Origin of the sequence: Streptomyces sp. 184 (assembly GCF_045781775.1) — a bacterium.
In the GTDB taxonomy this organism is placed as follows: domain Bacteria; phylum Actinomycetota; class Actinomycetes; order Streptomycetales; family Streptomycetaceae; genus Streptomyces.
In genome coordinates, this window is record NZ_CP123230.1 from 4,548,829 (window position 1) to 4,572,241 (window position 23,413).

General features: G+C 73.1%; 20 protein-coding genes. 9 read left to right on the forward strand and 11 right to left on the reverse strand.

The features are described 5' to 3' along the window. Positions 1–206 precede the first annotated feature (206 nt). The 8 genes from QBL21_RS19095 to QBL21_RS19130 form a co-directional block, all read right to left on the reverse strand. Positions 207–680, reverse strand: a complete 474-nt coding sequence (locus QBL21_RS19095; RefSeq protein ID WP_407563429.1) for a bifunctional nuclease family protein — start codon at positions 678–680, stop codon at positions 207–209. A gap of 53 nt (positions 681–733) precedes the next feature. Further along, positions 734–1,459 carry a MerR family transcriptional regulator gene (locus QBL21_RS19100; RefSeq protein WP_407563430.1) on the reverse strand — a complete coding sequence of 242 codons (726 nt, stop codon included), beginning with the start codon at positions 1,457–1,459 and terminating at the stop codon, positions 734–736. Between the two features lie 32 nt (positions 1,460–1,491). Then, positions 1,492–2,316 carry an FHA domain-containing protein gene (locus QBL21_RS19105; RefSeq protein WP_407563431.1) on the reverse strand — a complete coding sequence of 275 codons (825 nt, stop codon included), beginning with the start codon at positions 2,314–2,316 and terminating at the stop codon, positions 1,492–1,494. Positions 2,317–2,472: 156 nt separating this feature from the next. Beyond that, positions 2,473–3,306: a DUF881 domain-containing protein gene (locus QBL21_RS19110; protein ID WP_407563432.1), complete on the reverse strand. Its 834-nt coding sequence runs from the start codon at positions 3,304–3,306 to the stop codon at positions 2,473–2,475. Between the two features lie 392 nt (positions 3,307–3,698). Next, positions 3,699–4,031 carry a small basic family protein gene (locus QBL21_RS19115; RefSeq protein ID WP_027744874.1) on the reverse strand — a complete coding sequence of 111 codons (333 nt, stop codon included), beginning with the start codon at positions 4,029–4,031 and terminating at the stop codon, positions 3,699–3,701. After that, complete coding sequence (locus tag QBL21_RS19120; RefSeq protein ID WP_407563433.1) at positions 4,028–4,921, reverse strand: DUF881 domain-containing protein; 894 nt, start codon at positions 4,919–4,921, stop codon at positions 4,028–4,030. Before QBL21_RS19120 ends, QBL21_RS19115 begins: the two co-directional genes overlap by 4 nt. Before the next feature lie 81 nt (positions 4,922–5,002). Then, on the reverse strand, positions 5,003–7,510 hold the full coding sequence (locus QBL21_RS19125) for a sugar phosphate nucleotidyltransferase (RefSeq protein ID WP_407563434.1): 2,508 nt from the start codon (positions 7,508–7,510) through the stop codon (positions 5,003–5,005). Positions 7,511–7,557: 47 nt separating this feature from the next. Beyond that, positions 7,558–8,178, reverse strand: coding sequence for a CDP-alcohol phosphatidyltransferase family protein (locus QBL21_RS19130; protein ID WP_407563435.1), 621 nt, complete (start codon positions 8,176–8,178; stop codon positions 7,558–7,560). A 277-nt stretch (positions 8,179–8,455) separates the two neighbouring features. Between QBL21_RS19130 and QBL21_RS19135 the strand changes: the two genes are divergently transcribed. Continuing rightward, the gene (locus tag QBL21_RS19135) at positions 8,456–8,905 is read left to right on the forward strand and encodes a PTS glucose transporter subunit IIA (RefSeq protein WP_407563436.1); all 450 of its coding nucleotides are present in this window, start codon (positions 8,456–8,458) and stop codon (positions 8,903–8,905) included. A gap of 101 nt (positions 8,906–9,006) precedes the next feature. Further along, entirely contained in the window at positions 9,007–10,677 is a 1,671-nt protein-coding gene (ptsP, locus tag QBL21_RS19140; protein ID WP_407563437.1) for a phosphoenolpyruvate--protein phosphotransferase, read from the forward strand. 218 nt (positions 10,678–10,895) lie between these two features. On the opposite strand, the gene QBL21_RS19145 is transcribed toward ptsP, so the two are convergent. Beyond that, a complete protein-coding gene (locus tag QBL21_RS19145; protein WP_407563438.1) occupies positions 10,896–11,774 on the reverse strand; it encodes a hypothetical protein in 879 nt (292 codons plus the stop codon). Positions 11,775–11,846: 72 nt separating this feature from the next. Then, positions 11,847–13,973: an acetoacetate--CoA ligase gene (locus QBL21_RS19150; protein WP_407566473.1), complete on the reverse strand. Its 2,127-nt coding sequence runs from the start codon at positions 13,971–13,973 to the stop codon at positions 11,847–11,849. Positions 13,974–14,231: 258 nt separating this feature from the next. Between QBL21_RS19150 and QBL21_RS19155 the strand changes: the two genes are divergently transcribed. The 7 genes from QBL21_RS19155 (at position 14,232) to glpK (ending at position 22,930) form a co-directional block, all read left to right on the forward strand. Beyond that, positions 14,232–16,589, forward strand: coding sequence for a TIM-barrel domain-containing protein (locus tag QBL21_RS19155; RefSeq protein WP_407563439.1), 2,358 nt, complete (start codon positions 14,232–14,234; stop codon positions 16,587–16,589). 222 nt (positions 16,590–16,811) lie between these two features. After that, the gene (locus tag QBL21_RS19160; protein WP_407563440.1) at positions 16,812–18,056 is read left to right on the forward strand and encodes a PP2C family protein-serine/threonine phosphatase; all 1,245 of its coding nucleotides are present in this window, start codon (positions 16,812–16,814) and stop codon (positions 18,054–18,056) included. Between the two features lie 95 nt (positions 18,057–18,151). After that, entirely contained in the window at positions 18,152–18,979 is an 828-nt protein-coding gene (locus QBL21_RS19165) for a M15 family metallopeptidase (RefSeq protein WP_407563441.1), read from the forward strand. Between the two features lie 60 nt (positions 18,980–19,039). After that, positions 19,040–19,534, forward strand: a complete 495-nt coding sequence (locus QBL21_RS19170; protein WP_407563442.1) for a TrmH family RNA methyltransferase — start codon at positions 19,040–19,042, stop codon at positions 19,532–19,534. A gap of 30 nt (positions 19,535–19,564) precedes the next feature. After that, entirely contained in the window at positions 19,565–20,362 is a 798-nt protein-coding gene (locus QBL21_RS19175) for an RluA family pseudouridine synthase (protein ID WP_407563443.1), read from the forward strand. 306 nt (positions 20,363–20,668) lie between these two features. Further along, positions 20,669–21,403: an MIP/aquaporin family protein gene (locus QBL21_RS19180; RefSeq protein WP_407563444.1), complete on the forward strand. Its 735-nt coding sequence runs from the start codon at positions 20,669–20,671 to the stop codon at positions 21,401–21,403. 15 nt (positions 21,404–21,418) lie between these two features. Further along, positions 21,419–22,930 carry a glycerol kinase GlpK gene (gene glpK / locus QBL21_RS19185; RefSeq protein ID WP_407563445.1) on the forward strand — a complete coding sequence of 504 codons (1,512 nt, stop codon included), beginning with the start codon at positions 21,419–21,421 and terminating at the stop codon, positions 22,928–22,930. 31 nt (positions 22,931–22,961) lie between these two features. Here glpK and QBL21_RS19190 read toward each other — a convergent pair whose 3' ends face one another. Further along, the gene (locus QBL21_RS19190; protein ID WP_407563446.1) at positions 22,962–23,384 is read right to left on the reverse strand and encodes a roadblock/LC7 domain-containing protein; all 423 of its coding nucleotides are present in this window, start codon (positions 23,382–23,384) and stop codon (positions 22,962–22,964) included. Positions 23,385–23,413 lie beyond the last annotated feature (29 nt).

Below are 23,413 nucleotides of genomic sequence, written 5' to 3' on the forward strand. Positions count from 1 at the left end.
AACAGGTCCGCCCCCTCCGGCCGATCTCTTGCCGCCCGTGACCACCACGCCGACCTCCCGCTCCCTGACCTGCCTACCGACGGTAGGCAGTCGCCCCGGGCGCGTCAACGAACGCCACACGGGGCACGCCGGGTGCTCATCACCCTACGGGTGGTTTGCCCACGGCGCCCGTACGGTAGGCCCGGGCGGGCTACCGGGGGCGGTGGTCACTGAGGGTTCGTACCGAAGTCCTCGGGTGTGATCTGGTCGAGGAACTCGCGGAACTTCTCCACCTCGTCCTCCTGCTCGTCCGGGATCGAGATACCCGCGTCGTTGAGCACTCCTTCGCTGCCGTAGATCGGCGTGCCGGTGCGCAGCGCGAGCGCGATGGCGTCGGAGGGGCGGGCGCTCACCTCGGCGCCACCGGAGAACACCAGCTCGGCGTAGAACACGCCTTCCCTCAGGTCCGTGATCCGCACCTCGGCGAGCTCCTGGCCGACCGCGTCCAGCACGTTCTTGAACAGGTCATGGGTCAGCGGGCGCGCGGGGGTCATGCCCTGCTGCGCGAAGGCGATCGCCGTCGCCTCCCCAGGTCCGATCCAGATGGGGAGGTACCGATCGCCGCCCACTTCGCGCAGGAGAACGATCGGTTGGTTCGAGGGCATTTCCACCCGGACACCCACAACGTCGAGCTCGTTCACACAGCAACCCTAGGCCGACCCCGGCGGTTTTGGGTAGTCGAGCACGGCACCGGTCAGTTGCCGGCGACCCGCAGCGAGGACCGTACGAGCGTCGTGTGCAGCCGCGCGGACAGCTCGATCAGCCGTTCGGCGGTGGATTCCGCATGCGCGCGCGTCTGCGGGCTGCGGTGCCGCCGCAGCGGGCCGATGACCTGTTCGACGAGCCCGGCCTCGCGGTCGGCGGCGGCCTTGAGGCCGCGCAGGTGGCGCGCCTGGAGCCCGTAGCTGCCGAGTTCGGCGACGAGTCGGGCGACGGCGGCGGCGTCCGCGTCGTAGAGCCCGTCGCCGTCCGGGGCGACGAGGCCGAACTCCTCCCAGGACGCCAGCTCGTCCTCGCCGACGGCGGCGGTCCGCAGGAGCGTCGCGCGGTCGATACGGGGGTCGTGGGGGGCCTCCGCGACGGCGGAGGCCCCGGGCCGGGCGCCGGCCTCGTCGGGTTCGGCGTCCAACTGCTCGCGGATGACCTTCAGCGGCAGGTAGTGGTCCCGCTGCATCCGCAGGATGCGGGCGAGCCGCTCGACGTCCGCGGCACCGAACTTGCGGTAGCCGCCCGGCGAGCGCTGCGGCTCCACCAGGCCCTCGGACTCCAGGAAGCGGATCTTGGAGATGGTGACCTCGGGGAACTCCTCGCGGAGCACGGCGAGGACGCCCCCGATGCTCAACTGCCGGTCGCGTACTCGGCGTCGGTCCTGCCGGTCCGCTTCCGGGGCGGCGGTGCCGCCCCTCGGGGTGTCGCCCATCGCTTCCGTCCCGTGGTCGTCTTCTCCCGCCGTCAGGCGGTGCGCCGGCTGGCGTAGAAGACCAGCCGGAACTTTCCGATCTGCACCTCGTCCCCGCTGGTCAGTTCGATCTCGTCGATCCGCTCGCGGTTGACGTACGTGCCGTTGAGACTGCCGACGTCGGCGACCGAGAAACGGCCGTCCGGGGTCCGGCGGAACTCCACGTGCCGCCGGGAGACCGTGACGTCGTCCAGGAAGATGTCGCTCTGCGGATGACGACCGACCGTGGTCAGCTCGCTGTCCAGCAGGAAGCGCGCCCCGGAGTTGGGGCCGCGGCGGACGACGAGCAGCGCGGAGCCGGGCGGCAGCGCGTCGACGGCCGCCTGCGCCTCGGGCGACAGCGGCGGCAGGGTCTGCCCGCCGCTGGCGACCTCGGCCTCGTATGCCTCAAGGCCCGAGATGGAGATCGTGGTGGTGGTCTCCGAGGGACGCTCGGCCAGGCCGGCCCGCAGCGGGGCGCCGCAGTTGGAGCAGAACCGGCTCGCCTGGGCGTTGCGGTGTCCGCACCTGTTGCATACCGGCAGGTCCATGGACTGAGCCTCCTGCTGCGGAACGCCCGCAGCGGCGTCGGGCGGGTGCGAGCCGGGGGCGAACCCTCCACCCGCACTTGAGGTTGACGGTTCCCCGAAACCTATGCGGCCCGACGTGGCAGGGTCAACATAAGACGCGCCCTGACCACCCGAATTGTCGCCGGACGGCGGAGGGGCCTGATCGCGGTACAAGGCACGCTCGCCGGCCTCGCCGCCCTGGGACGCGGCGCGGTGCCGACCCGGCCGATCGGCCGAGCCCCTCCCGAACAACTTAGCGAACAACTTCACGGGCGATTTCCCCTTGACCGTCGGACAGGCCCGTGTTCGAGCAGGTCACTCGACACGCGCATCAGCGGCACCGGACATTCACTGAACGTCCACAACCCCCGGACAGTTTCCCTTACGCGACGGCAGCCGATGCGTCGACCCCCCGTAACCTTGAGGTCACGACGACGACCGAGCGTAGTCAGGCCGCTTCTCCCGCCGCAAGGCGTCCACGAGGACCGTGTCCCGGGGCTCGATGGACACCGTAGCCTGCTCCTCCTCCATGGTCTGAACCACCCCACCGGGGATGTTCAGTGCGGGCTCCAGGTCCTCGGCGCGGCCGATCACGCGGAAGACGTACGGCTGGGAGACCCTGCGGCCGTCGATCGCCACGTCGCTCTCGCCGGCGTCGGCGAAGTGCGTACCTGCGACGACGCGTACGCCGTTGATCTGGATCGCCTCCGCGCCGGCCGCGCGCAGCTCCTGGATCGTGTCGAGCAGCATGTCCGCCTCGACGGCCCCCTCGGGACCACGGACGGTGATCTCGATGCCGGGGCCCTCGGCGGCGACGGTGCCGGCCAGCACGCCGAGCTGGCGCTCCTTGGCCTCCGTCTGGCGGCGCGCCTCCTCCGCCTGGTCGGAGCTGTTCTCCAGCTCCGCCTTCTGGTCCTCCAGCCGCTCGCGCTCGTCCTCCAGCCGCTGGGTGCGGTCGTCCAGCTCGTCCAGGATCCGTACGAGATCCTCCTGCCGGGCGCCGCGCAGCGCACTGGACTCGCCGGTGGAGCGGACCTGGATGGCCAGGCCCAGGCCCAGCACGAACAGCAGCAGGGCGACGATCAGTTGGGAGCGGGTCAGCCGGGGCGGCCACACGGCGTCGACCAGGCGGCGCCGGCCGGCGCCGAGCGACGGCTCGGGCGCGGCGGGCGGCTCGGGGGGCGCGGAGCGCTCGGCGGGCGCCTTGCGCTCGGGCGGCGGGGGGCCGGGGGGCGGCGGCGTGGGAGGCCGCTGCTGCACCGGGGGACGCTGCTGGGCCGCGGGGCGCTGCTGGACGGGGGGCCGGCGCGGCGGCTGCTGTCCAGGCGGCGGTTGCCGGGTGGGCGGCTGCTGCTGGGTGGGCGGCTGTTGCCCGGGCGCCGGCTGCTGTCCGGGCGCCGGCTGCTGTGCCGGGGGCGGCGGCTGGGAGGGCGGCTGCTGCCCGGAGGGCTGGGGCGCCGAGGGCCGCCGCGGGGGCGGCTGGCGCGGCGGCTGCGGCGGTTGCTGGCGGGAGGAGTGGCGCGGGGGCGGCTGCTGCCGGGGCGCCGGCGGGCGCGGCGGCGTGGGCGGCGCACCCGGCGTGCCCTGCGGGTACGCGGCGGGCGGGTCGCCGGGGCGCGGGGAGTTCGGAGGAGTCTCGTCGGACACGGGCCTCACGCCTGGAAGACGTGCCGCCGGATGGCGGCGGCGTTGGAGAAGATCCGGATGCCGAGCACGACCACGACGCCGGTGGAGAGCTGGGCGCCGACGCCCAGCTTGTCGCCGAGGAAGACGATCAGCGCGGCCACGACGACGTTCGACAGGAACGACACCACGAACACCTTGTCGTCGAAGATCCCGTCGAGCATGGCCCGCAGCGCCCCGAAGACCGCGTCGAGCGCGGCGACCACGGCGATGGGCAGGTACGGCTCCAGGCCCGCCGGCACCACGGGCTGGACGACGAGGCCCATGACGATGCCCGCGACAAGGCCCAGTACGGCGATCACGAGGGGTTGTTCTCCTTCGGTTCTGCGTGGCGTAGGGACAGGCCGGTGGCGGCCGGCAGCCGGAGGTCGTTCCGTGCGGAGATCCCGGCCCTGATGCCGTAGTTGTCTTGGAGCACTTCGAGGTAGTGGCCGTCGGCGTTCTCCCGGAACCGCTCCAGGAGCCGCTCGCCGTCGCCGAGGGCGAGCACGGTGTAGGGCGGCGCCAGCGGGCGGTTGTCGACGAGGATGGCGTCGCCCGCCGCGCGGATCGCGGACAGGGCGGTGAGCCGGCGGCCGTTGACGGAGACCGCTTCGGCGCCGGCGAGCCAGAGCCCGTTGACGATGCGCTGGAGGTCCCGGTCGCGTACCCGGCCGTCGTCGGCGAAGCTCGTCGAGCTGCGCGGGCCGCCGGCCCCGGCGGTGCCCGCGTCGGCGGCGTCGTCGACCACGAGGCGTACGCCGGGGCCCTCGGCCTCGGTGGCGCCGGCCAGCAGCGCGAGCAGGGCGGCGCGGTCGCTGCCGTGCTCCTCCAGCGCCTCGCGCTGCCGGTCGGCGACCTCGCCGTGCAGTTGCTCGATCGTGCGGTCGAGGTCGTCCGCCGCGGCGGTACGGTCCTCGACCCGGTCGATCAGCTCCTCGCGCTCGCGCGCGAGGTCGGGCGCCTCGATCCGGGCCTCGGCGGCGCCGACGGTGAGGACCAGCGCGGTCAGCACCAGTCCCACTGCGAGCCAGGCCCGCCCGCGCAGGCGCTGGGGCAGCCGCTCGCCGCGCGGACGGGCGCCGTGGCGCGCGGCGGCCTCGGCGTACCCGTCGTCCAGGCTGTGGTCCATCAGCCGGGTCAGCAGCGACATGGAGGCGTCAGGACGGGGGCGTGCCGGTGCGCTGCTCCGTTCGGGGGGCTGCTGCGGCATGCCGGACATCGTTGCACGCCGGGAGGCCCTATGGTGCCGCGACCCCTGGGTTGGGTGAACTCTCGCTCCGCTGTGCCCGCGTCAGTCGCCGCTCCCCTCGCCGCTCCCGTCGACAACCGCAGCCCACTCGTCGAGCAGGGCTTCGGCGGACGCCTGGTCGGGGCCCTCGGCCCACAGGTGCGTGACCGCCTCGGCGCGGTCCGGCAGCACCAGCACCCAGCGGCCGTCGGCCTCCACGACGCGGACGCCGTCGGTGGTGTCGACCTCCCGGGAGCCCGCGGCCTCCACGACCCGGCGCATGACCATGCCCTTGACGGCCCAGGGGGTCGCCAGGTCCCGGCGCAGCACGTGGGCCTGCGGGATGCGGGCGTCGATCTGGCTGAGGGTGAGCTGGGTGCGTGCGACCAGGGCGGTGAGCCGGGCGAAGGCGGCGGCGCCGTCGAAGACGGAGGAGAACTCCGGGACGATGAAGCCGCCGCGGCCGTCGCCGCCGAAGACCGTGCCGTCCATGCGCGCCACCCGGGCCAGGTCGTCGGGCGACGTCGTCGTCCACTCCACCTGTGTGCCGTGGTACGCGGCCACCTGCTCGGCGACACGTGTCGTCGTCACCGGCAGCGCCACCCGGCCGCTGCGCCGCTCCGCCGCGACCAGGTCCAGCATGACGAGCAGCGCCCGGTCGTCCTCGACGATCCGGCCCTTCTCGTCGACCAGCGAGATGCGCTCGCCGACCGGGTCGAAGCGCACGCCGAAGGCGGCGCGCGCGGAGGCCACGATCTCGCCGAGGCGGACCAGGCCGGCGCGGCGCGACTGCGGCGTCTCGGTCGGCCGGGACTCGTCCAGGCCCGGGTTGATGGTCAGCGCGTCCACGCCGAGCCGGCCGAGGAGGCTGGGGAGCACCAGGCCGGCGCTGCCGTGGGAGGCGTCCACGACGACCTTCAGACCGGCCTCGCCGACGCCCCCGGTTTCCACGGCGCGCAGCAGCGAGCCGGTGTAGGAATCGAAGACGCTGGCGGGGAAGCTCAGGTCGCCGATCTCGCCGGGGAACGCGCGGCGGTACTCCTGGCGGGCGTAGACGCGGTCGAGCTTGCGCTGCGCTGCCTGGGAGAGGTCGGCGCCGCGCTCGTCCAGGAACATGATGTCGACGGAATCCTGTACGCCCGGGGTGGTGCGGATCATGATGCCGCCGGCGCTGCCGCGGGCCGTCTGCTGCCGGGCCACGGGCAGCGGCACGTTCTCCAGGTCCCGTACGTCTATGGCGCTGGCCTGGAGCGCCGAGATCACCGCGCGCTTGAGCGCCCGGGCGCCGCGGGAGTGGTCGCGGGCGGTGGTGACGCTGGAGCCCTTCTTCAGGGTGGTGGCGTACGCGCCGGCCAGCCGGACGGCCAGCTCGGGCGTGATCTCGACGTTGAGGATGCCGGAGACGCCGCGGGCGCCGAAGAGGTGGGCCTGACCGCGCGACTCCCAGATCACCGAGGTGTTGACGAAGGCGCCCGCTTCGATGGTCTTGAAGGGGTACACACGCACATTGCCCTGGATGATCGATTCTTCGCCGATCAGGCACTCGTCGCCGATGACCGCGCCGTCCTCGATCCGCGCGGCGCGCATGACGTCGGTGTTCTTGCCGATGACGCAGCCGCGGAGGTTGCTGTGCGCGCCGACGTAGACGTTGTCGTGGATGACGGCGCGGTGCAGGAACGCGCCTTCCTTGACGACGACGTTGGAGCCGAGGACCGAGTGCTCGCGGACCTCGGCGCCCTGCTCGACCTTCGCGTAGTCGCCGATGAAGAGCGGGCCGCGCAGGATGGCGTCGGGGTGCACCTCGGCGCCCTCGGCGACCCAGACGCCGGGCGAGATCTCGAAGCCGTCGCGGTCGAGGTCGACCTTGCCCTCCAGCACGTCGGCCTGCGCCTTGACGTAGCTCTCGTGGGTGCCGACGTCCTCCCAGTAGCCCTCGGCCACGTAGCCGTAGATGGGCTTGCCGTCCTTCATCAGTTGCGGGAAGACGTCCCCGGACCAGTCGACGGAGGTGTCGGCCTCCACGTAGTCGAAGACCTCGGGCTCCATCACGTAGATGCCGGTGTTGACGGTGTCGGAGAAGACCTGGCCCCAGGTGGGCTTCTCCAGGAACCGCTCGACCTTGCCCTCCTCGTCGACGATGGTGATGCCGAACTCCAGCGGGTTGGGGACCCGGGTGAGGCAGACGGTGACCAGCGCGCCCTTCTCGCGGTGGAACGCGATCAGGTCGGTGAGGTCGAAGTCGGTCAGGGCGTCGCCGGAGATGACGAGGAACGAGTCGTCCTTCAGCGCCTCCTCGGCGTTCTTCACGCTGCCCGCGGTGCCCAGCGGGCGGTCCTCGTTGGCGTAGGTGAGCTCCATGCCCAGCTCTTCGCCGTCTCCGAAGTAGTTCCGCACCAGGGAGGCGAGGAACTGGACGGTCACCACCGTCTCCGTCAGCCCGTGGCGTTTGAGCAGCCGCAGGACGTGCTCCATGATCGGCCGGTTCACCACCGGCAGCAGGGGCTTGGGCATGCTCGCGGTCATGGGGCGCAGGCGGGTGCCTTCGCCCCCAGCCATCACGACGGCCTTCATATCGGAAGCGTCCTCCTTGGGCGTGAGACGGCGATGCCGGCTGCCGCCTAGTCGGGGGTGGTGTCCGCGTGGGCGTCCTCTCGGATGAGACGGCGCACCTGAACGAGGTAGAGGCCGCCGGCCCACCAGTACAACGCTGTACCCCAACCGGCGAACGCCCATCCGAAAATAGCAGAGAGTGACGAGGGCCATCCACTTGCGTCACTGAGGAGGAGCAACGGAAAGGCGTACATCAGGCAGAAGGTGGCGGACTTGCCCAGGAAGTTCACCTGCGGCGGCGGGTAGCCGTGGCGGCCCAGCAGCCAGACGGCCACGCCGACGACCGCGTCGCGGAAGAGCAGCAGGACGGTCAGCCACAGCGGCAGGATCTCCCGCCAGGTCAGACCGACGAGGGTGGCCAGGATGTAGAGCCGGTCGGCGGCCGGGTCCAGGATGCGGCCCAGGTTCGAGACCTGGTTCCAGCGCCGGGCGAGCTTGCCGTCGAGGTAGTCGCTGACGCCGCTGAACAGAAGGATCGCCAGCGCCCAGCCGTCGGCGTTGGGGCCGCCGAACTCGGGCCACAGGATCAGCCACAGGAAGACGGGCACCAGGACGAGGCGGGACATGCTGAGGAGGTTGGGAACGGTGAAGATCCGGTCTGTCGAAGTCGCCGTCTCCTGGACCTCCACCCGCGTGCCTCCCCGTCCGATCCCGCCGGTCCCGCCAGACGCGCCGGCGATGCGCTCTGACCTTACCCGCCGCCGGGTACGGGGCCGTTCGGGGGCCGGAGCGGGGGCCGGTCCGCCGGCCGGCGCGGAGTCGGGCCCGGGGGTGGGGCGGTGGCGCACCCCGGTTGGCTCCGCTCGATGCGGAATGAGAAGTTCCGATTGGTTAGGCTTCAGGAGCGGCGCGGCCCCCACGGACGCGGGCGGCGCCGACCCCCCGCTGTTTTCTGGAGGCCCCGGCATGACCCAAGTCTCGTCTCCTCTCACCGGCCGCGCCATCGGGCTCGCCGCGGTGCCCGACCCGGTCTTCTCGGGGGCGATGGTCGGTCCGGGGACCGCGGTGGACCCCGAGCGCGGGCTCGCCGAGGCGGTCGCGCCGGTCGGCGGCCTGGTGGTCTCCCTGCACCCGCACGCCTTCGTCGTCGTGAACGACGAGGGCCGCGGCGTGCTCACCCACCTCGGTATCGACACCGTGCAGCTCAACGGCGAGGGCTTCGAACCGCTCGTCGCCAAGGGCGACCGGGTCGAGCGGGGGCAGCCGGTGGTCCGCTGGGACACCGCGGCCGTCGAGGAGGCCGGCAAGTCGCCGATCTCACCGGTGGTGGCCCTGGAGGCGGCCGAGGGCGCGCTGTCCGAGGTGGCGGAGGACGGCGGGATCAAGGCCGGCGAGGCGCTGTTCACCTGGCGGTGACGAGCCGGCGGTGACCATCCGGCGGGCCCCGGCGCTGCGGCCCGTACGCCTACGACAGCCGCGGCGGGACGCCGCCGCGGCACTTGCGGAAGACTGGTGAGATGGAGACGACCCTGCGAGGCGTCGGCGTGAGCCACGGGGTGGCGATCGGCGAGGCACGGCACATGGGCACGGCGGTGCTCGAACCACCGGCGAAGCAGATTCCCGCGGCGGAGGCACCGCGCGAGCAGGAGCGGGTGCGCAAGGCCGTGGAGGCGGTGGCCGCCGACCTGGTGGCGCGCGGCAACCTGGCCGGCGGCGAGGCTCAGGCCGTGCTGGAGGCACAGGCCATGATCGCGCAGGACCCGGAGCTGGCGGCCGACGTGGAGCGGCGGATCGCCGTCGGGTCCTCCGCCGAGCGCGCCGCGTACGACGCGTTCGCGGCGTACCGCGAACTGCTCGCCGGGGCCGGGGAGTACATGGCCGGGCGGGTCGCCGACCTGGACGACGTACGCAACCGGATCGTGGCGCGGCTGCTGGGCGTGCCCATGCCCGGGGTGCCGGACAGCGACGAGCCGTACGTGCTGATCGCCCGCGACCTCGCCCCCGCCGACACCGCGCTCCTGGACCCCTCGCTCGTCCTCGGCTTCGTCACCGAGGAGGGCGGGCCGACGAGCCACAGCGCGATCCTGGCCCGCGCCCTCGGCGTGCCGGCCGTGGTGGCGCTGCCGGGCGCCGGGGAACTGGCCGAGGGCACGGTCGTCGCCGTCGACGGCTCGACCGGAGAGGTGTTCGTCGAACCCGGGCCCGGCAAGCGGGCGGAGATGGCGCAGATGGCGGCCGAGCGCAAAGCGGCGCTGGCGGCCGTCTCCGGCCCCGGCGCGACCTCCGACGGGCACAAGGTGCCGCTGCTGGCGAACGTCGGCGGCCCCGCGGACGTGCCGGCGGCCGTCGCGGCGGGCGCGGAGGGAGTGGGCCTGTTCCGCACGGAGTTCCTGTTCCTGGACGACAGCCGGACGGCGCCGTCCGAGCAGACGCAGATCGAGGCGTACCGCAAGGTGCTGGAGGCGTTTCCGGAGGGGCGGGTCGTCGTACGCGTCCTGGACGCGGGCGCCGACAAGCCGCTGGAGTTCCTCACCCCCGCCGACGAGCCGAACCCGGCCCTCGGCGTCCGCGGGCTGCGGTCTCTGCTGGCCCACCCCGACGTGCTGCGCACGCAGCTCACCGCGCTGTCCGAGGCGGCTGCCGGGCTGCCGGTCCACCTCGAAGTGATGGCGCCGATGGTGGCGGACCGCCGGGACGCCGCGGACTTCGCGGCGGCGTGCCGGGACGCGGGGCTGCCGGCGAAGGCGGGCGCCATGGTGGAGATCCCGGCGGCGGCGCTGCGGTCGCGGGCGATCCTCCAGGAGGTCGAGTTCCTGTCGCTGGGCACCAACGACCTGGCGCAGTACGCCTTTGCGGCCGACCGGGAGGTCGGGGCGGTGGCGCGGCTCCAGGACCCGTGGCAGCCGGCGCTGCTGGACCTGGTGTCCTTCGCGGCGGAGGGCGCCAGGGCGGAGGGCAAGAGCTGCGGCGTGTGCGGCGAGGCGGCTTCGGATCCGCTGCTGGCCTGCGTGCTGACGGGGCTGGGGGTCACGTCGCTGTCGATGGGGGCGGCTGCGATCCCGTACGTACGGGCGACGCTGGCGAAGCACACGCTGGCACAGTGCGAACGCGCGGCGTCGGCGGCCCGGGCGGCGGACACCGCCGAGGAGGCCAGGGAGGCGGCACGAACGGTCCTGTCCGGCGAGTGACGGACCGGCCTCCCGCCGGGAAGGGCTAGTAGGAGCGGCCGGGCCGGCAAGGTGACCGGGCGGCACAGCAGTTGCGCGCGGGGGTGCGGCACGGGGGGCCGTTCCCCGATCCCGCCCCTTCCCGGAGCCGGGGCTGCCGCCCCGGACCCCGCACACCGCAGTGCCCGTCCCGGCACACGCACTCCCGGCCCCTCTGCACCGCACGCCCCGCCCCCGCGTCATCGGTGGCAGCCCTTCTCCGGGCGGGGCAGCGGGGTGCCGGCGCGGTAGGCGACGCCGGGTTCCGGAGGGAGGGGGGCTCCGGTTCTGGCGTCGGTGCAGTAGGCCGCGTAGACCTCCTTGTCCGTCAGCGGCTCCAGCCAGCCGTCCCGCAGCCGCCAGCCGCGCACCCACTCCGTGCCGGCCCGGGTCGTGCGGGCCACGACGCCGCCCGCCCCCGACGTGGCGATGCCCGCCGCCAGCACCAGCCGCAGCGCCTCCGCGTCCGGGAGCCGCAGCCGCGGCGCCTCCCCCGCCGGATCCGCGCCGCGGGCCACCGCGACGAGGGGGAAGCCCGCCGAGCGGATCGTGCACACCACGTGCTGCGCGCCCGGGCCCAGGGCCGCCGTCAGGCGGTCGACCAGCACGCCGGCGCGGGCCAGCGCCGCGTCCGCGCGGTGCTCGCCGCAGTCCTCGCATCTGCCCGCCGCCGCGAGCAGCGTCGCCGCACGTTCGCGGGAGCGGCTGCGGGCCGCCGCGTCGAGCAGTTGGGGCACCAGGCGGTCCATCGGCTGGCCCCCGTACGGCACCGAAGGGCCGCGGGCGGCGGACTCCGCCACGTACCGGCAGCGGCTCACCGGGCTGTCCGGCTCCAGGCCCCGTTCCGCGCAGAAGCGCGCGAAGCCCGGCGGGTCGAAGAGCGCCACCGCCGTGTACGCCCCCTGGGTGGCCCGGGCCCGCAGCACCCCCTCCACCTGCCGCAGATACGCGGCGTGGTCGTCGAACAGGAAGCTCGCATAACGCCGCATCGCCGCGAAGTCCGCGGCATCGGCCAACAGCCCCACCGTGCCCGGCATTTCCCGGCGCAGCAGCCGGCCGTCCGTCCTCGTACGCGCCATGACTCCCCCTCTTACGGAGCGCAACCAATCACTACGCACCGTAATCGAGGGGTCTGACAATCCGGCCGGCGGTCAGCCCCGCTCGCGTGCCAGCCGCTCGTAGAACCCCAGCAGCTCCACCCGGTCCACGGAGCCCGGGTTGACCGCCTTCTCCAGCGCCGTGCCCTGGAGGATCCGCTTGACCGGCACCTCAAGCCGCTTGCCGGTCAGGGTGTGCGGCACGCCCTCGACCTCGATCACCTCGTCCGGCACGTGCCGCGGCGACAGTTGCGCGCGGAGCGCGTCGCGGATCCGGTCGCGCAGGCCGTCGTCCAGCCGGGCGCCGGCGGCCAGTTGGACGAAGAGCGGCATCCAGTACCCGCCGTCCGGCCGCTCCACGCCGATCACCAGCGACTCGCGCACCTCCGGCAGCCGCTCCACCACCTCGTAGATGTCAGCGGACCCCATCCGCACGCCCTGCCGGTTGAGCGTCGAGTCGGAGCGGCCGTGGATGACGACCGAGCCGCGGGAGGTGAGCGTGATCCAGTCGCCGTGGCGCCAGACGCCGGGGTACGTCGAGAAGTAGCTGTCCCGGTAGCGCTCGCCGTCCGGGTCGTTCCAGAACCGTACGGGCATCGACGGCATCGGCTGGGCGACCACCAGCTCGCCCACCTCGTCCGCCAGCGGCTCGCCCGCCGCATCCCACGCCTGGAGGTCGGTGGCCAGGCACGCCGCCTGAAGCTCGCCGATGTGCACCGGCAGCGTCGGCACCGCGCCGGCGAAGCAACTGCACACGTCCGTGCCGCCGCTGACCGACGCGATCCACATGTCCGACGCCCCGTCCGCCGTCCCGTCCGCCGCACCTTCCGCGGCGCCCGCCCGGTGGAACTCGTCGTGGATCCACCGGAATCCGTCCGGCGGCAGCGGCGAGCCCGTCGTGGCCACGCACCGCACCCTGGTCAGGTCGAGGTCGCGGCCCGGGTGCACGTCCGCCTTGCGGCAGGCCATGACGTACGCCGCGGAGGTGCCGAAGAACGTCGCGCCCGTGCGCTCGGCGACCCGCCACTGCCCCGCCACGTCCGGGTGGCCGGGGCTGCCGTCGTAGGTGATCACGGTCGCGCCCACCAGCAGGCCGGAGACGAGGAAGTTCCACATCATCCAGCCGGTGGAGGTGTACCAGAAGAAGCGGTCGCCCGGCCCGAGGTCGCAGTGCAGCGCGAGCTGCTTCAGGTGCTCCAGCAGGATGCCGCCCTGGGACTGCACGATCGCCTTGGGCAGGCCGGTGGTGCCGGAGGAGTACAGCACCCACAGCGGGTGGTCGAACGGCACCTGCTCGAAGACCGGTTCGGCGCCGGTGGCCACCAGCGCGTCCCACTCCAGGGCGCCGTCGGGAGGCGGGGTGCCGAGCAGCGGGACGTGCACGACGGCGCGCAGCGTGGGCAGTTCGCGGCGCAGTTCCGCGACGGTCTCGCGGCGGTCGTGCTCCTTGCCGCCGTAGCGGTAGCCGTCGACGGTGACGAGCACGACCGGCTCCACCTGGCGAAAGCGGTCCAGGACGCTGCGGGCGCCGAAGTCCGGGGAGCAGGAGGTCCACACCGCGCCGACGGCGGCGGTCGCCAGCAGCGCGACGACGGCCTGCGGGATGTTCGGCAGGTACGCGCCCACGCGGTCCCCGGGCCGGACGCCGAGCCGGCGCAGCTCCGCCGCCAGCGAGCCGACCTGCGCGCGCAGTTCCGCGCGGCTCACGGGCCGCGGCTCGGCGCCCTCGGCGACATGCAGCAGCGCCGGCGCGCCGGCGGCGCCGGTCTCGGCGGTCTCGTCGGCGCCGTCGCGCAGCGCGTGCTCGGCGTAGTTGAGCCGGGCGCCGGGAAACCAGCGGGCGCCCGGCATGGCGGCGTCCGCGAGGACCGTCTCGTACGGGCTCGAGAACCGGACGCCGAACCACTCGGCCGCCGCCCGCCAGAACCGCTCCAGGCCGCCGTCCGGCGCCACCGACCAGCGGTGCAGCGCCGCGTAGCTCGCCTCCGGGTCGCCGGCCACCGGCGCCGGCGCGCCGTGGCGCTCGGCGGCCCAGCGGTGGAAGCGGGTGAGCTGCGCCCCCGCGATCCGCTCCGGTCCCGGCCGCCACAGCGCCGCGGGCGGCTCCGGCGCCGCGGACGGCGCGGGCGGCACAGACGGCGCGGACGGCGCGGGCTGTTCGGTGGGCGGCTGGCTCGGCATGGCGTGGCTCCCGTGGTACGGCATCCGCATGAGGGTCCGCGCCGCCGCCGGCCCGGTGGGGCGGCCGCGGCGCCTGCGGAGCGCCCGGCGAGGTGTGGCCGGGGCTCCGCTGAGACGATGCCACGTGATCGAATGCGGCACCAGTGCGACCCGTGCATGCCGCCGTACGGCGTGTGCCGGGGGCGCCGGATCGCACTCCCGGTGAACAGCGGTTGAACTCTCTCGCTCGCCGTGGTGTGCGATGGCAGGCTGATCAGCATGGATCCCTCCGCCCTCACCCGGCGTGCCCGCGCCCTGCGCGCCGCCGTGCGGAACCGGCGGGCCGACGCCGCCGCACTCCCCCGCCGCCGTGTGGAGCGGGCCCGGGTGCCGGGGCTCGCGGTCGCGGCCGAGCCGGCGCCGGGCGGCGGCGTGGTCCGCTTCGCCCGCTCCGTACTCCAGTTGCGGGTGACGACGACGGGCGCGGTGTTCTGCGGCTGGGACGGCGCGGAGCCGGAGCCGTCGTACGCGCTCGCCCGCGGGCCGGAGACGGACGCGCGCGTGGAGCTGGAGCCGGACGCGGCGGGCGGCGGCTGGCGGGTGGTGTCGGAGCGGGTCACGGTGGCGGTGTCGCGGCGCGGGGCGGTGGAGGTGCGGACGCCGGCCGGTGTGGTGCTGCGCCGGGAGCAGCCGCCGCGCTGGTGGGAGTCGCCCGGAAGCGCGGGGGCCGCCGACGACGACGCGGGCGCCGACGGCGAGCAGGCCGACGGGATACGGCGCTGGGTGCAGCGCGGGCATGTCACCCCGGACGCCCGGTTCTTCGGCCTCGGCGGCAGGTCCGCGGGCCCCTCCCTGCCGGACGGCCGCTACCGCCTGTGGAACACCGACCCCGGCGGCGCCTTCGCCCCGGGCGACGACCCGCTGTCGCTCACGATGCCCGTGCAGTTCGTCGCCTCCGACGCCGGCTGCCATCTGCTCTTCCACGACAACTCCTGGGACGGCAGCGTCGAGCTGTGCCGCGGCACGGAGGGCGCGGGCTCCGGCCACGACCGTCCCGGCCGCGTCGAGGTGCGCATGGACGGCGGCCCGTTGCGCTACTGGGTGATGGCGGGCACCCCCGCGCGCGTGCTCCAGAGCTGGACGGCGCTCACCGGCTCGCCCGCCGTCCCGCCGGGCTGGGCGCTGGGCTACCAGCACGCCCGCTGGGACTTCGGCGGGGCCGAGGGCGTACGCCGCGTGGTGCGCGGCTACCGCGAGCGCGGCCTGCCGCTGGCGGCGCTGCACCTCGACATCGACCACTACGACGGCCACCGCGTCTTCACCGCCGACCCGCACCGCTTCCCCGACCTGCCCCGGCTGGCCCGCGACCTGGCCGCCGACGGCGTGCACATGGTCTCGATCGTCGACCCGGGCGTGAAGGCCGAGCCGGGCAATCCGGTGTACGACGCGGGCGTGGCCGCCGACGCGTTCGTACGGGACGCGCGCGGCCGGCCCGTACGGGGCGTGGTGTGGCCGGGCACCGCGCTCTTCCCCGACTTCACCGACCCGCGGGTGCGCAAGTGGTGGGGCGGGCTCTACGCGGAGCGGCTTGAGCAGGGTTTCACCGGCTTCTGGCACGACATGAACGAGCCCGCGTCCTTCGCCGCCTTCGGCGAGAAGACCCTGCCCCGCTCCGCCCGGCACGCCCTGGAGGGCCGCGGCGGCGACCACCGCGAGGCGCACAACGTCTACGCCCTGCTCATGGCCCGCGCCGCGTACGGGGCGCTGACCAGCCTCCAGCCCGACCGCCGCCCGTTCCTGTTCTCCCGCTCCGGCTGGGCGGGCCTCCAGCGCTACGGCGGCACCTGGTCCGGCGACGTGGCCACCGGCTGGCCGGGCCTGTCGGCCTCGCTGGCGCTCGTCGTCGGCCTCGGCCTGTGCGGGGTGCCGTACTCGGGCCCGGACGTGGGCGGGTTCAGCGGCCGGCCGGACCCGGAGCTGTATCTGCGCTGGCTCCAGCTCGGCTCGTACCTGCCGCTGTTCCGTACACACTGCGCGTTCGACGCGGGGCGGCGCGAGCCGTGGGAGTTCGGGCCCGAGGTGCTGGCGCACGCGGGCGCGGCGCTGCGCGAGCGGGAGCGCCTGCGGCCGTATCTCGCGACGCTCGCCCGGCTGGCGGAGCGCACCGGCGCGCCGTACGTACGCCCTATGTGGTGGTACGACCCGTCGGACCGGGCGCTGCGCGAGACGGAGGACGCCTTCCTGCTCGGCGACGCGCTGCTGGTGGCGCCGGTGCTGGCCGCGGGGGTGCGGCGGCGGCCGGTGCGGCTGCCCCGGGGCCGGTGGTACGACACGGCGACGGGCCGCGCGCTGACGGGCCCGGGCACGGTGGAACTGGACGCGCCGCTCGCCCGGGTGCCGGTGCTGGCCCGGGCGGGGACGGTGCTGCCGGTGGCCGGTGCGGACGGCGGCACGGAACTGGAGGTCTGGGCGCCGCCGCCCGGCGTCACGGGCGGCGGAGTGGTCGTACGGGAGGACGACGACGGCTGGGAGGCGCCGCGGCTGGACCGGTACGTGACGCGCTGGACGGGCCGTACGACGGTGCGGCGCGAGGACGGCTCGGAGCCGGACCTGCCGGTGCGGATACGGGGCGAGTAGGCGTACGACTCGAATGGGTATTCCACGAACGTTTTTACGAGGATTATGAGAGCGAAGACCAGGGGTAAATTAGGACATGCCCAGTGAAGCCCGCGGCCTCTCAGAAATACTCATTCCAGCGAACGCGTACGGCGAATCCTTAGCCTCCGTGGTGGTCACAGATTGCCGCCGCCCGTGAAGCTTCCCAAGCTGGTGGGAGAGGGCCGGGGAAAGGAGCGGGTCGTGAGCACTGGGCACAGCGGGCTTCCGCGGCTGCTGACGGCCGTGGAGACAGCCGCGCCGGTGGATGCCGTGGACGTGGTCGCGGAGAACCTGCGGCGTCGGTTCAAAGCCACAAAGGTCTCCTTTCTCATCGTGGACCTGACGGGAAAGGCGGTGGCGCGGCTGTCCACCGCCGGCGCGGTGGACAGCGGGCGGGAAGCGGAGCGGATCCCCCTGTTCGGCAGCGTCTACGAACGGGTGATCCGCACCCAGCAGCTCTACCAGGGGGCATCCGGCCAGGAACAGCGGGTGATCGTGCCGGTCACCAACCGGGGCGACGCCATCGGGCTGCTGGAGCTGCTCCTGCCGACCGATCTCGGCGAGGACGTCCTCGCCGAGATCGGGGAGGCCGCCCACCTCCTGGCCTACATCGTGATCGCCAACGGGCGGTTCACCGACTTCTACACCTGGGGAAAACGCACCAGGCCCCCCAGCCTGGCCGCGGAGATCCAGTACCAGCTCCTGCCCATGTCACTGTCGTGCGAGGCCGCGCAGTTCACACTGTGCGGGAGTCTGGAGCCCTCCGAAGACCTCAGCGGCGACACCTTCGACTACGCCCTGGACCGCGACACCCTGCACCTGTCGGTGACCGACCCCATGGGCCACAACACCGACTCCGCCCTGACGGCCACGGTCCTGGTGGGCGCCCTGCGCGGCGCCCGCCGCGCGGGAGCCGACCTGACCGAGCAGGCCCGCCTGGCCGACCGGGCGCTGGCCGACCACGGCCGCGGTCACGCCACGGGGCAGTTGCTGCGCATCAGCCTGCGCACCGGGCAGGCCCGGTTCGTCAACGCCGGCCACCCCTGGCCGCTGCGCATGCGCGAAGGAGCCGTGGAAGTGGTCGCCTGCGAGGTGGACCATCCTTTCGGGCTGCTCGAACCCGCGCCCCACCCCTACCGCGTTCAGGACCTGGATCTGCGCTCCGGCGACCGTCTGCTCATGTTCACCGACGGCATGCTCGAACGGCGTGCGGAGAGCGTCGACCTGCCCACCCTGCTGGCGCGCACCCGTGACCTGCATCCCCGGGAGGCCGCACTGATGCTGACGTCCGCGGTCCTGGAGGCCGCCGGCGGCCGGCTCGAAGACGATGCCACCGTGATGTGCCTGGACTGGCACGGCCCCCAGGAGACCCAGCGGCACGTCAGCTCGGGCGCGGACACCCGGCAGGCGTCACCCGCCCGTACGACGCCGCCGCCCCCGCCGTGACCGGCGGCGCCCTCCTGCCACCGGACGTCCCGCGTACCCGGACGGCCCCCGCCGTGCTCTTCCCCGCGCGCCCCCGGTGCGATAGTGAAAGGGCCATGCCAAAGTACGCCGCCCTCGCGCGCCCCCTGGCCCGGCTCGCGGTCCTGGCCTCCGCCGCGGCTCTCGCCGTCACGGCCACCGCGGCTCCCCCGGCCACCGCGAAACCGGAGCCGAAGGCCCCGAAGGAGTTCGTCGCGCTCTCCGACGTGGACCCCACGATCCTGCACGACATCCGCTACTACACCCGCCACAACTTCACCGGCGAGCGCATCGACGGCTACCGCAAGCCGATGTGCCTGCTCACCGGGGACGCCGCCCGGATGCTGAAGAAGGCGCAGCGGGAGTTCCGCCGGGACGGCTACACCCTGAAGGTCTACGACTGCTACCGCCCGCAGCGCGCCGTCGACCAGTTCGTTGAGTGGGCCGAGGACCTGGCCGACCAGCGGATGAAGGACGAGTTCTATCCGCGCGTCGACAAGTCCCGGCTCTTCGAGGACGGCTACATCGCCGCACGCTCCGGGCACAGCCGCGGCAGCGTCGTGGACCTCACCCTGGTGAAGCTGCCCGCCGGGAACACCCGGCCGTACGAGCCGGGCGAGCCGCTCGTCGACTGCGCCGCCCCGTGGAAGGAGCGCTTCCCCGACAACTCGATCGACATGGCCACGGGCTACGACTGCTTCGACACCCTCAGTCACACGCTGGACGAGCGGGTGCAGGGCACGCAGCGCGCCAACCGGCTCCGGCTCAAGGAGGGCCTGGAGGCGGCGGGATTCGTCAACTACGAGTACGAATGGTGGCACTTCGGGCTCGCGAACGAGCCCTTCCCCGACACGTACTTCGACTTCCCGGTCCACCGCCGGTCGCTGTCCGGAAACGGACGCTAGCGCAGCGCACCGGCGGCCGGCGCGGATCACCGTCCCCGGCCCTTGTAGACTGGGCCGATTATGTTCGATCACATTCGGCACCGGCCGCCGGCCACGCTCGCCAGAGAGCGCGAAATCGTCCTGGCCTGTGCCCCGCTTCGCACCCGCGCCAATTTGTCGAGCATCGTCCGCACCGCGGGGTGCTGCGGAATCAGCAGAGTGATCGCATGCGGTAACGCGAAAGTCGACCCCGACGTCGCCAGGGACAGCACGGACCACGTCAGGATCGAGGTCCGCCGGACCCTTCCCCCGGTGCTCAGGGATCTGCGCGCGGAGGGGTACCGGGTCGTCGGCCTGGAGCAGACGACCAACTCCCATGACCTGCACGGCTTCTCCTTCCCCCGGAAGACGGCCCTCGCGGTGGGGAACGAGCGGCTCGGCCTCACAGAAGAGGAATTGAAGTTCGTCGACGACTGCGTCGAGATTCCCGTGTGGGGGATGCCGCACAGCTACAATGTCGCGACCGCGACGGCGATGGCGTTGTACGAATACTGCAAGCAGTTTCCCGAAGGCTGATCAGAAACCCGCCTTGATTCGATGAAAGACATGCAGATGACGGTGCCCAGTTGGCGGGAAGTCCGCGGCGATTCGGTGCTTCTGGAGGACGAGTCGGTCCTCGTGTTGAACAAGCCCCCGGGGATTTCCGTGATGGGCGAGCGGCGCGGGACCGACGTCGTGCAACTGGCCGCGGAGGCGGGGGAGGAGCTTTTTCCGGCCCATCGCGTCGACAAGGTCACCTCCGGCGTCGTTCTCTTCGCCAAGGACGTCGCCACCCACGGCGGCCTGACCCGGCAGTTCAACAAGCGGACGGTCGACAAGGCGTACCTGGTCGTCACCCGGACCGCGGGTCTGCCCGAGCGCGGGACGATCGACCTGCCCCTCAGCGTCGGGCGGAAGAACAGGGTGCGTATCGCCGCGGCGCGCGAGGCGATCCGGAGCGACGAGGCGGAAGGCCGCTGGTGGGTCGAGGAGGGCGACCTCCTCGACGTGAGGAACTACCCTTCGATCACCCGTTTCCTGACGCTCTGGAGCGACGGCGAGCACTCGCTGCTCGTCGCCCGCCCGGTCACCGGCCGGCGGCACCAGATCCGCGTCCACCTCGCCTGGATCGGCCACCCGATCCTGGGCGACCCCCTCTTCGACAAGGCCGCCGCCGCGGCGGGCCTGCGGACGCATCTGCACGCCTGGCAGCTCGGGTTCGACGCCTCGTGGCGCGACGGCAGCCGCGTCGACGCGGTGGCAGATCCGGACGAGGACTTCTGGCAGCCGCTGGCCGGCGCGCTCTCCATCGACGCGGTCGAGCGGCTGCTGGGCGAGGGCGCCAAGCTCCTCCGCGCGGCCTGACCCACCCCGGCCCCGCCCCTGGCCAGGCGTGCCCGAAATACATTTGAGGCTGTCGTGTCCATTGTCTTGACGGTCCATCAGCCCAGGTGAACACTGCCGGATGTCAGTCGGGCATCGCCGCACGACGGCCTCGCCGCTCGGTCTCCCACCGGCGATACACCACGCTGACGCGTGCTCGCAGCGACGCCGGTAGGGGACTGGACCCACTCCCCCGCCGGCGCTCGACGTCATGGCAACTGCCAGGGAAGAACGCACCCTTTCGTCTCGGCCGGGCCGCGTCCCGGTGGGTGAGCTCTAGGAGCCGCAATGGACTATCCCCATGGGGACATCTTCGCCGGTGAAGTGATCGGCACCGCCATTCTCATCCTGTTCGGCGCCGGCGTCTGCGCCGCCGTCACCCTGGAGAAATCGAAGGCCAGGGCCTCCGGCTGGGTCGTCATCGCCTTCGGCTGGGGCTTCGCCGTGCTGGCCGGCGCGTACACCGCGGCGCCCCTGTCCGGCGGGCACATCAACCCGGCCGTGACCCTCGGCGTCGCCGTCGAGAGCAACGAGCACTGGGGGAAGGTGCCGCTGTACATCGGCTCGCAGATGCTCGGCGCGGTCATCGGCGCGGTGCTCGCCTGGCTCGTCTACTACGGCCAGTTCGAGCGCAACGCGAACCGGGAGACGGCCGTCGAGACGCTCGGCATCTTCTCCACCCGCCCGGAGATCTACAAGCCGTGGCAGAACCTCGTCACCGAGATCATCGCCACCGTCGGCCTGGTGCTGCCGATCCTCGCCTTCGGGCTCACCGAGGGACTGGCGGAGTCCGGCACCCAGGTGCTCGTCGTCGCGCTGCTCGTCGTCGGCATCGGCCTGTCGCTGGGCGGGCCGACGGGCTACGCCATCAACCCGGCCCGCGACCTCGGCCCCCGTATCGCCCACGCGCTGCTGCCCATCCCCAACAAGGGGACCAGCGAGTGGAACTACGCCTGGGTGCCCGTGGCCGGCCCGCTGATCGGCGGCGTACTGAGCGCGCTGATCTACAAACTCGCCTTCTAGCAGCAAGGGGACGTCATGACGGACAAGTACGTCGCCGCCATCGACCAGGGCACCACATCGAGCCGCTGCATCGTCTTCGACCACAAGGGCGCCATCGTCGGCGTCGACCAGCGCGAGCACCGCCAGATCTTCCCCCGCCCCGGCTGGGTGGAGCACGACGCCACCGAGATCTGGGCCAAGACGCAGGCCGTGGTGGCCGGGGCGCTGGACCGGGCGGGGCTGCGGGCCGACGAGCTGAGCGCCGTCGGCATCACCAACCAGCGCGAGACGACCGTGCTGTGGGACCGGGCCACCGGCAAGCCGGTCCACAACGCCATCGTCTGGCAGGACACCCGCACCGCCGCCCTGTGCACCGAACTCGGCGGCACGGACGGCCAGGACCGCTTCCGCGAGCGCACCGGGCTGCCGCTCGCCAGCTACTTCTCCGGCCCCAAGGCCGCCTGGCTGCTGGACAACGTGCCCGGCCTGCGCCGCCGCGCCGAGAACGGCGAGATCGCCTTCGGCACCGTCGACTCCTGGCTGATCTACAACCTCACCGGCGGGGCGGACGGCGGCGTGCACGTCACCGACGTCACCAACGCCTCGCGCACCATGCTGATGAACATCGGCACCCACCAGTGGGACCAGTCGATCCTGGAGGCCATGAACGTCCCGGCCGCGATGCTGCCGGAGATCCGCTCCTCCGCGGAGGTCTACGGCACCTGCACCGGCCGGCTCGACGGCGTGCCCGTGGCCTCCGCCCTCGGCGACCAGCAGGCGGCGATCTTCGGACAGACCTGCTTCGGCGTCGGCGAGGCCAAGAACACGTACGGCACGGGCAGCTTCCTGCTCCTCAACACCGGCACCCGGCCGGTGCCGTCGAAGAGCGGGCTGCTGACCACGATGGGCTACCAGATCGGCGACGAGGCGCCCGTCTACTGCCTGGAGGGGTCCATCGCCATCACCGGTGCGCTGGTGCAGTGGTTCCGCGACCAGCTCGGCATCATCTCCGCCGCCGAAGAGATCGAGACGCTGGCGGCGAGCGTGGCCGACAACGGCGGCGCGTACATCGTACCGGCGTTCTCCGGGCTCTTCGCACCGTACTGGCGCGGCGACGCGCGCGGCGTCGTCACCGGCCTGACCCGGTACGTCACCAAGGCACATCTGGCGCGCGCCGTGCTGGAGGCGACGAGCTGGCAGACCCGCGAGGTCGTCGACGCGATGTACCAGGACTCGGGGGTACGGCTGACGGACCTGAAGGTGGACGGAGGGATGACCGCCAACAATCTGCTGATGCAGCACCAGGCGGACGTCCTCGGTGTGCCGGTCCTGCGCCCGGTGATCTCCGAGACCACCTGCCTGGGCGCCGCCTACGCCGCCGGCCTGGCCACCGGCGTCTGGCAGGACCAGGACGAGCTGAAGTCCCACTGGAAGCGCGACACCGAGTGGACGCCGCGGATGGACGAGGACACACGGGAGCGCGAGTACCGCAACTGGCGCAAGGCCGTCGAGCGCAGCTTCGGCTGGCAGGAGGACGGCGCCGACTGACGCCACGGCGCCGCGGCGCGGCCGTCCCGCTTCAGGGCCGGCTGCCCCGCGGCGCCGCCGCCAGATGCTCGCCGACCCGCTTGACCAGCAGTGTCATCTCGTACGCGATCTGTCCGATGTCGGCGTCCGACGCCGCCATCACCGCGAGGCAACTGCCGTCGCCGGCAGCGGTGACGAAGAGGAACGCGTCGTCCAGCTCCACCAGCGTCTGCCGTACGGAGCCAGCCTCGAAGTGCGTGCCCACGCCCTTGGCCAGGCCGTGGATGCCGGAGGCCACCGCCGCCAGATGTTCGGAGTCCTCCCTGCTCACGTCCTCGGACACGCTCATCGGCAACCCGTCGGAGGACAGCACCAGCGCCATCCGTACGCTCGCCAGCCGACCGACCAGATCGTCGAGCAGCCAGTTCAACCGGCTCCCCGCCGGCTGCCGTCTGTTCCCACCCTGCACAACCATTCCCGCGTCCCTTCCCCAGTCGGCGCAGC

Excerpts from the sequence above, each read along its gene's own strand:
- QBL21_RS19180 (WP_407563444.1), top strand. The coding sequence starts at position 20,669 with ATGGACTATCCCCATGGGGACATCTTCGCCGGTGAAGTGATCGGCACC.
- QBL21_RS19175 (WP_407563443.1), top strand. The coding sequence starts at position 19,565 with ATGCAGATGACGGTGCCCAGTTGGCGGGAAGTCCGCGGCGATTCGGTG.
- glpK (WP_407563445.1), top strand. The coding sequence starts at position 21,419 with ATGACGGACAAGTACGTCGCCGCCATCGACCAGGGCACCACATCGAGC.
- QBL21_RS19120 (WP_407563433.1), bottom strand. The coding sequence starts at position 4,921 with ATGCCGCAGCAGCCCCCCGAACGGAGCAGCGCACCGGCACGCCCCCGT.
- QBL21_RS19155 (WP_407563439.1), top strand. The coding sequence starts at position 14,232 with ATGGATCCCTCCGCCCTCACCCGGCGTGCCCGCGCCCTGCGCGCCGCC.
- QBL21_RS19145 (WP_407563438.1), bottom strand. The coding sequence starts at position 11,774 with ATGGCGCGTACGAGGACGGACGGCCGGCTGCTGCGCCGGGAAATGCCG.
- QBL21_RS19165 (WP_407563441.1), top strand. The coding sequence starts at position 18,152 with ATGCCAAAGTACGCCGCCCTCGCGCGCCCCCTGGCCCGGCTCGCGGTC.
- QBL21_RS19135 (WP_407563436.1), top strand. The coding sequence starts at position 8,456 with ATGACCCAAGTCTCGTCTCCTCTCACCGGCCGCGCCATCGGGCTCGCC.
- QBL21_RS19190 (WP_407563446.1), bottom strand. The coding sequence starts at position 23,384 with ATGGTTGTGCAGGGTGGGAACAGACGGCAGCCGGCGGGGAGCCGGTTG.
- QBL21_RS19170 (WP_407563442.1), top strand. The coding sequence starts at position 19,040 with ATGTTCGATCACATTCGGCACCGGCCGCCGGCCACGCTCGCCAGAGAG.
- QBL21_RS19125 (WP_407563434.1), bottom strand. The coding sequence starts at position 7,510 with ATGAAGGCCGTCGTGATGGCTGGGGGCGAAGGCACCCGCCTGCGCCCC.
- QBL21_RS19100 (WP_407563430.1), bottom strand. The coding sequence starts at position 1,459 with ATGGGCGACACCCCGAGGGGCGGCACCGCCGCCCCGGAAGCGGACCGG.
- QBL21_RS19150 (WP_407566473.1), bottom strand. The coding sequence starts at position 13,973 with ATGCCGAGCCAGCCGCCCACCGAACAGCCCGCGCCGTCCGCGCCGTCT.
- ptsP (WP_407563437.1), top strand. The coding sequence starts at position 9,007 with ATGGAGACGACCCTGCGAGGCGTCGGCGTGAGCCACGGGGTGGCGATC.